The organism is Amycolatopsis alkalitolerans, from assembly GCF_006152065.1.
Classification (GTDB): Bacteria; Actinomycetota; Actinomycetes; order Mycobacteriales; family Pseudonocardiaceae; genus Amycolatopsis_E; species Amycolatopsis_E alkalitolerans.
The window spans coordinates 143,845-150,356 of record NZ_VDFW01000016.1; the positions used below are offsets into that span (position 1 = coordinate 143,845).

Genomic DNA, 6,512 nt, shown 5'->3' on the forward strand with positions numbered 1-6,512 from the left:
CCGGCCCGGACGGAAAACCGTCACCGCGCGTTCGCTCCGAGTTGGCCGGCGGGTGCTATCGGTTGACGATGAGCACTCGGCGCATGCGCGTGTACCGGCTGTACCCGGCGCCGGAGCTGCGTGCCCTGATCGCGCCGAAGGAAGTGGACATCCGGGAGGTCGAGGTCGGGTCCGTGCCGGCGCTGCTGGTGTCGGGCGAGTCGGCGCCGCGTCCGGTCGGCTGGGGCGCCGCCGTGCACTCCCTCACCGGCGTCGACCTCGGCTTCACCACCACGACGGCGTCCGCGGCGCTGCTGCTCGACGTGGACGGCACGCGGTACGCGCTGACCTTCGGGCACGGCTGGCGCTACCTGCGCGACAGCGCGGTCGACCGCGAGTTCGGCCTCGATCTCGCGGTGCGCATGCTCGATCCCGATGAGATCCGCCGGATCACGCGCTGGGCGCTGTCGGCGAAGGCGCGCGTCGACCACAACCTCGTGCCGGGTGGTCAGGGCCTGTGGGCGTTCGGGCTGCGCGAGCACGCGGAACTCGTGCGCAACCTCGCCGGGCGGGTCCATCGCGATGTCCGTGCCGAGCTGACCTACGTCCGCCGCCGCGGCGGGTACCGCAACTTCCGGCTCAGCCTCGACTGCGGCGACGGGGTGCAGCTCCCGCTCGGCGTCGCGGGCGATTCGCTGCTGTCGGACCTGCGCGAACTGACTCGCGTCACGACGGAGGTGAGCGTGCACGCACGGCTCGAGCCGCTGCGGTGGGTGCGCCGCCTCGGGCCCGGACAAGAGCTGACCGCGAAGCTCGACGCCGCGGCCGCGGACCTGCTCGCCGACCCGGCAAGCGAGACCGGCGAGGTCGGCATTTCCTATCCGGCGCGGTATTACGACGGGCCCGCGGTGCAGCGGTATCGCGGTCATGTCGGCGATTCCGCCATCGACACCGATGAACTCACCCTCGAGGATCTGCGCTCCGGCATGCGCGAGGGCGAAGCTCTCACGACGCTGCGGACGAGCTCGATCGAAGGTCTCGACGACGACGGCCGGAGCCTCGGTGGCGCGGTGTCCGCGCTGCACTGGCTGGCGGCCGAGGTGATCGAGCCCGGCCGCCGCTTCGTGCTCATCGACGGCGACTGGTACCAGCTCGGCGAGCGTTACCTCGCCCATGTCGAACGGGTGGTGGCCGGGGCGTTCGCGAACCGTCCGGAGTGGACACTGCCAGCGTGGGAGGACGCGCCCCGCAACGACCAGGGCCGGGTGGTCGAAGCGGCGTACAACGAGCACGTCGCCGCGACCGATCCTCGTTTCCTGTGCCTGGACAGGTCCTTGCTCAAGACCCGCGTGCATCCGCGCGGTTTCGAGGCCTGCGATCTGCTCGGGCCGGGGAACGTGCTGGTGCACGTGAAGAAGGTCAGTGGCCGCACGGGTTCCTCCGTGCTGAGCCACCTCTTCGCGCAGGGCCTGGTGGCCGCGGAAAGCCTGACCGACCGGGAGACCTGGGAACGGTTCGCCGATCTCGTCGCCGGCCGGGACCCGGCACGCGCCGCGACGCTCGGTTCGCGGCCCGCGGGCCTGGTCTACGCGATTCACCGCTCCGACAAGGCCTTGCACCCCGGGACGCTGTTCACCTTCGCCCGCTCGGCGCTCGTCTCGGCCGCGGTCGCCTTGCACACCTACGGGATCCCGCTGCGGATCGCCGTGATTCCCTGATCAGCGGGACCGGTTCAGTAGTCCGAGATCAGGTCGGCCGGGTTGAGCGTCACGCGGAACGGGGCGTCCACGGTGATCGTGTGGTCGTGGGCGGCCTTCGCGACCGTCTCGTACAGTCCGTCCTGCAGGCCCAGGCACAGCACCTCCGGCACGTACGGGTCCACCAGCCAGTAGTGCGGGCAGCCGGCGGCGGCCAGCCGGGCGCGTTTGAGTTCGGTGTCGATAAGGCGGCTCGAGGGCGAGATGACCTCGACGGACAGCACCGGGATGCCGACCAGGGCGCGCTCGGTGTAGTCGGCGCGGCGGCCGACGACCACGTCGGGGATGAGCACCGTGTCGTCCGCGAGCACCACGTCCACCGGAGCCGGAAGGGCTTCGCAGTCCCTCGGGCAGTTCCCGCTCACCGCCGCCAGCACGCGAGCCACGACGCGCTGATGGAGCGGGCGGGGTGAAGGGCTCATCAGGAGCACTCCGTCGACCAGCTCGTAGCGGTGACCGTCATCGGCGATCGACTCCAGATCCCTACGCGTGAATGGCTCGCGGTGTCCGAACACCGGGACAGTCGCCATGGTCTCCCCAAACCGCGTAGATCCGAACCCTGGTCCGAGCCAGCTTAGACCGCTCGCCGATGACCAACCGCGCCGGCCACGCCTGCCGGGGAACCCGAAAAGACCAGCGGTGCTGCCACGACCCGCTCCCGGTGGCCACCAAGCGTCACCGAGGGTTGCCCGCGCGTCACTCCTCTCCGGTGCGCTCCCCCGCACTGCGCCGAACGTGTGCTGATCGAAAGTTCAGAAAATCGTCGGCGAGCGTATTCCCCCGCGCCATCTCACCCATTTCCGGCGGTAATATTCGCAACGATTCCGCCGCGTGACGTTCAATTGTCTGATGGTAGGCGATGAAGCGGGAAACCGCCAACCGGGAATATTTCGGCGGTCCACTGAGGACACTTACGGAGGTCTTACGGTTCGCCGGGAAGCCGGGCGGCCCACCGGTGCGGGAACTATCTTCGTCCGGTGATCGCTCTGTCCCCGGTTCGCACGCGCGCGCGGGCGCATCGCGCCGACCTGATCGCGGGCGGCGCGGTCGTCCTGCTCGTCGCGGCCGCCGTCGCCGGCTGCCTGTGGTGGAACCCGGGCCGCCAGATCGGGCCGGGCGCCTTCGCCGGGGCGAACCCGCGGTTCGGCGAGTGGCCGATCCTCGGCACGTACCTCCCGCACGTCGCGCCCGCCACGGTCTCGACGATCCTCATCGCGCTCGCCGTGGTCCTCTACGGACCGTCGCTCGCCCAACGGCTGCCGTGGCGGTACGCGCTCGCGTCGGCCTACGGCGGCGCGGTCGCGTGGACGTTCTCGCTCGCCCTCATCGACGGCTGGCAGGCCGGCATCGCGGGGCGGCTCACCGTGAGCGGCGAGTACGTGGCCGAAGTCCCCGCGATCACGGACATCGGCACCATGTTGCGCACCTTTTCGAGCCGCATTCTGGACTTCCAGCGCGATTCCTGGCCCACCCACGTCTCGGGGCACCCGCCGGGCGCCACGCTCGTGTTCGTCTGGCTGGACCGGATCGGGCTCGGTGGCGGCGGGGCCGCCGGAGTGGTCTGCATCCTGGCCGGCGCGCTCGCCGCGGTCGCCGTGCCGGTGACGATTTCCGTGCTGGGCACCCGGGATCAGGCGCGCGCGGTGCTGCCCTTCCTCGTGCTGTTCCCGGGCGCGGTGTGGGTCGGGGTGTCCGCCGACGGCCTGTTCGCCGGGGTGACGGCGACCGGGATCGCGCTGCTCGCGCTCGGCGCCACCGGACGGCTCGCGTGGGCCGTGGCCGCCGGGCCGGTGCTGGGCTTCAGCATCTTCCTGTCCTACGGACTCGTCCTCATCGGCGCGGTCGCCGTGGCCGTGGTCGTACTCACCCGGCGGTGGGCGGCCGCCGGGGTGGCCGCCGCCGGGGCGCTCGCGGTGGTCGCCGTGTTCGCCGCCGCCGGGTTCTGGTGGTTCGACGGGTACCACCTCGTCGTCGAGCGCTACCACCAGGGCATCGCGGCCAAACGCCCGTACGACTACTGGGTCTGGGCCGATCCGGCCTGTTTCGCGCTGGCCACGGGCCCGGTCGTGGGCCCGGGCCTGCGCCGGGCGGCGATGCGGTGGCGGGCACCGCTGGCCGTCCTGGTCGCGGGCGCGGCGGTGGCGGTGGCCGCTTCGGATCTGTCGGGACTGTCGAAGGCCGAGGTCGAACGGATCTGGTTGCCCTTCGCCGTCTGGGTGGTCGCGGCGGCGGCGTTCCTGCCCGCGCGGTCACGGCGCTGGTGGCTCGCCGCGCAGGCCGCGACCGCGCTGCTGGTCAACAGCCTGGTCATCACCGCCTGGTAGTCCCGAGCAGGCGGATCGCGTAGACCAGTCCGGACACGACGAACATGGCGAGCACGAGCAGCAGCCAGCGGCCGAGATACGGCTGCTGGGTCAACGAGGTCGCGGCCAGATGCGTGGCCTCGCCCTGGCGGATGATGCCCGGCAGGAACAGCAGGAAGGTCAGCCCGGCGCCCAGCAACGGCACGCGGACGTGGTTGACGACGGGCACTCGCGGGCGCCACGGGACGCGGCGGAGGCCGCGGTCGATCAGCGTGTAGAGCGGGTACAGGACGAAATCGTGCGCCACGGCCGCGCCGACGAACCAGATCAGGATCGTCAGCACGCTCGGATCGCCCAGCAGGAACGAACCGGCGTAGGCGGCGAGGGCGAGGCAGGCGAGCATCAGCGCCAGTTGCGCGGGATGCGCACCGATCAGCCGTTTCATCACACGCTCCGGAAATCGATCGAGCGGACCCACTTCGTGCAATGCACGCCGGGCAGCGCGGGCACGATGACGCGGGCGGGGAAACCGTGGTCGAGGCTGAGATCCTCGCCGTTGACGCGCAGCGCGAGCAGCGCGTCCGGGTGGGTCACCTGGCCCGGATTGAGGGTGGCCCGCGCGAACGGGCCGCGCTCGAGCGAGGCCACGAAGGCCGAACCCGGATCCGGCACGCCGGCCAGCGCGGCGAGGTCGCGCAGCCGCACGCCGGTCCAGGTCTGGACCGTCGACCAGCCCTCCACACAGGCGATCGGGAGCCGGGCGGTGTGCTGCGGGAGCGCGAGCAGTTCGTCACGGGTGAACTCCTTGGCGCCGTTGACCTTGAGCCGCCACGGTGCGCCCGTCGCCTGGCCCGTGACCCCGGCCGCGGCCGCGGTTCTGTTGACCGGGTAACGGTTTCCGCCCTCCCCAGGCTCCCTGCCGCGGGGCAGGAGAAACGCGAGATCCCGCAGCGGGCCCCCGATCGTCTGCCCGGCGGTGAGCACGCCGACGAGCAGTACGCCGCCGCCGACCACACCGAGCAGCCCACGCCTGCTCAACGTCGGCGGGGCGGGATCTTCGGCCACCAGCCCGTTTTCGTCCCGCGGTTCCGGCTCGGTCGCTTCGAGCGGGGTCGCGAGTTCCTTGCGCAGCGAACGGGATCGCAGTGCGCGCACCATGGTCGGGAGCTTGAGCGAGACGTGCGTGACGAACGCGGCGATGAACACCCAGGCGCCGAGGTAGTGCCCGGTGTAGAAACTGAACCCGAACACGTAGTCGTACTGGATGTTGAGCACGCCGGTGGCGATCTCGAACAGGATGCTGCCGACCAGGAGCAGCAGCGAGATCCGTTCGAGCGCCTGCGCGAGCGAGCGGGCCGGCGGCCAGGCGAACAGCTTCGGGATGACCGACCACAGTTTCGCGAGCACCACCGGCACGAGCACGAGACCGAGCCCGACGTGCAGGCCCTGGGTGAGCCGGAACAGCCACGACGGTCGCGCCGGCCAGTCGAAGATCGGCAGGTGCAGCCAGCCCACGTCCCCGGGGATGCTCTGACCCCGGCCGTAGGCGACGTAGTCGAGTAGCCCGGTGATCACGACCAAGGGCAGGCAGGCGAGTAGTACGGCACCGAACACCGACGTGAGCCAGGGGCCGCGCAGCGGGCTCCGGAAGCGGACGCGTCCCAGCACGCGCGCCGCCACGGAACGGGTCGAATTCGTCACGGCTGCGATCGTAGGAGCGGTGAGCGCCGCCTCGGTGCAGTCCGGAGAAGCGGTGAGGAACTCGTAAGAACTCGGCGTCCACAAAGGTCACGTCCGGGGGCGGGTTCGTGGCACAGGCGTAGCTCGAAAGTGTTAATACGCGTGTTCGATACGCTGCTATGCATCTGCTGCGGGAGTAGGAGACCGAGCGCCGCCGTGCATATTGTGAGGAGCTGCGCCTGATCGCGGAAATCGCCGCTCGCGGGGGCGATACCGGTGTGGGTGCGTTGTCGCCAGGGTACTGAGTTGGCCCTTGGCGTCGCTGAGTTGGCTCGGGGCGTTATCGAGTTGGCCGGCCGCTGTCGCCGGGGGCACAGTCAGCGACCGGACCAGCCAACTCGACACCGCAGCGGACAAACCCAACGACCCTACGGGCAAACACGGCAACGTAAACCGGTCGCTGGCGGTGTGGGCGCACCACATGTACGCGACCGGTGCGGTCCTGCTGCCCTTCTTCGCCTTCACGACCTTCCTCGTCGCCGTCCCGACGGGAGTGAAGTTCTTCAACTGGATCGGCACCATGTGGAAAGGGCATATCACGTTCGAATCCCCGATGCTGTTCTCGATCGGGTTCCTCGTCACGTTCCTCTTCGGTGGTCTGACCGGCGTGCTGCTCGCCGCGCCGGCGCTGGACTTCCAGGTCTCCGACACCTACTTCGTGGTGGCGCACTTCCACTACGTGCTCTACGGCACGATCGTGTTCGCCACCTTCGCCGGGATCTACTTCTGGTTC

General features: G+C 70.3%; 5 protein-coding genes and 1 pseudogene. 3 read left to right on the forward strand and 3 right to left on the reverse strand.

Going from position 1 to position 6,512, the window contains the following annotated elements:
• Window positions 1–68 precede the first annotated feature (68 nt).
• Window positions 69–1,697, forward strand: a complete 1,629-nt coding sequence (locus FG385_RS19350) for a DUF6119 family protein (RefSeq protein ID WP_139098163.1) — start codon at window positions 69–71, stop codon at window positions 1,695–1,697.
• A 14-nt stretch (window positions 1,698–1,711) separates the two neighbouring features.
• Here FG385_RS19350 and FG385_RS19355 read toward each other — a convergent pair whose 3' ends face one another.
• Complete coding sequence (locus FG385_RS19355) at window positions 1,712–2,266, reverse strand: Uma2 family endonuclease (RefSeq protein ID WP_235022661.1); 555 nt, start codon at window positions 2,264–2,266, stop codon at window positions 1,712–1,714.
• A 450-nt stretch (window positions 2,267–2,716) separates the two neighbouring features.
• Between FG385_RS19355 and FG385_RS19360 the strand changes: the two genes are divergently transcribed.
• Window positions 2,717–4,060, forward strand: a complete 1,344-nt coding sequence (locus FG385_RS19360; protein WP_407645513.1) for a hypothetical protein — start codon at window positions 2,717–2,719, stop codon at window positions 4,058–4,060.
• Here the strand turns inward: FG385_RS19360 and FG385_RS19365 are convergent.
• Window positions 4,047–4,484, reverse strand: a complete 438-nt coding sequence (locus tag FG385_RS19365; RefSeq protein ID WP_139098165.1) for a hypothetical protein — start codon at window positions 4,482–4,484, stop codon at window positions 4,047–4,049. The genes FG385_RS19360 and FG385_RS19365 overlap by 14 nt on opposite strands.
• Window positions 4,484–5,740, reverse strand: coding sequence for a molybdopterin-dependent oxidoreductase (locus FG385_RS19370; protein ID WP_235022662.1), 1,257 nt, complete (start codon window positions 5,738–5,740; stop codon window positions 4,484–4,486). Before FG385_RS19370 ends, FG385_RS19365 begins: the two co-directional genes overlap by 1 nt.
• Window positions 5,741–6,176: 436 nt before the next feature.
• Between FG385_RS19370 and FG385_RS19375 the strand changes: the two are divergent.
• Window positions 6,177–6,512: pseudogene (locus FG385_RS19375) on the forward strand (cbb3-type cytochrome c oxidase subunit I); the annotation flags it as partial.

Coding starts and splice junctions, on each gene's coding strand:
- FG385_RS19365 (WP_139098165.1), bottom strand. CDS start 4,484: ATGAAACGGCTGATCGGTGCGCATCCCGCGCAACTGGCGCTGATGCTC.
- FG385_RS19350 (WP_139098163.1), top strand. CDS start 69: ATGAGCACTCGGCGCATGCGCGTGTACCGGCTGTACCCGGCGCCGGAG.
- FG385_RS19355 (WP_235022661.1), bottom strand. CDS start 2,266: ATGGCGACTGTCCCGGTGTTCGGACACCGCGAGCCATTCACGCGTAGG.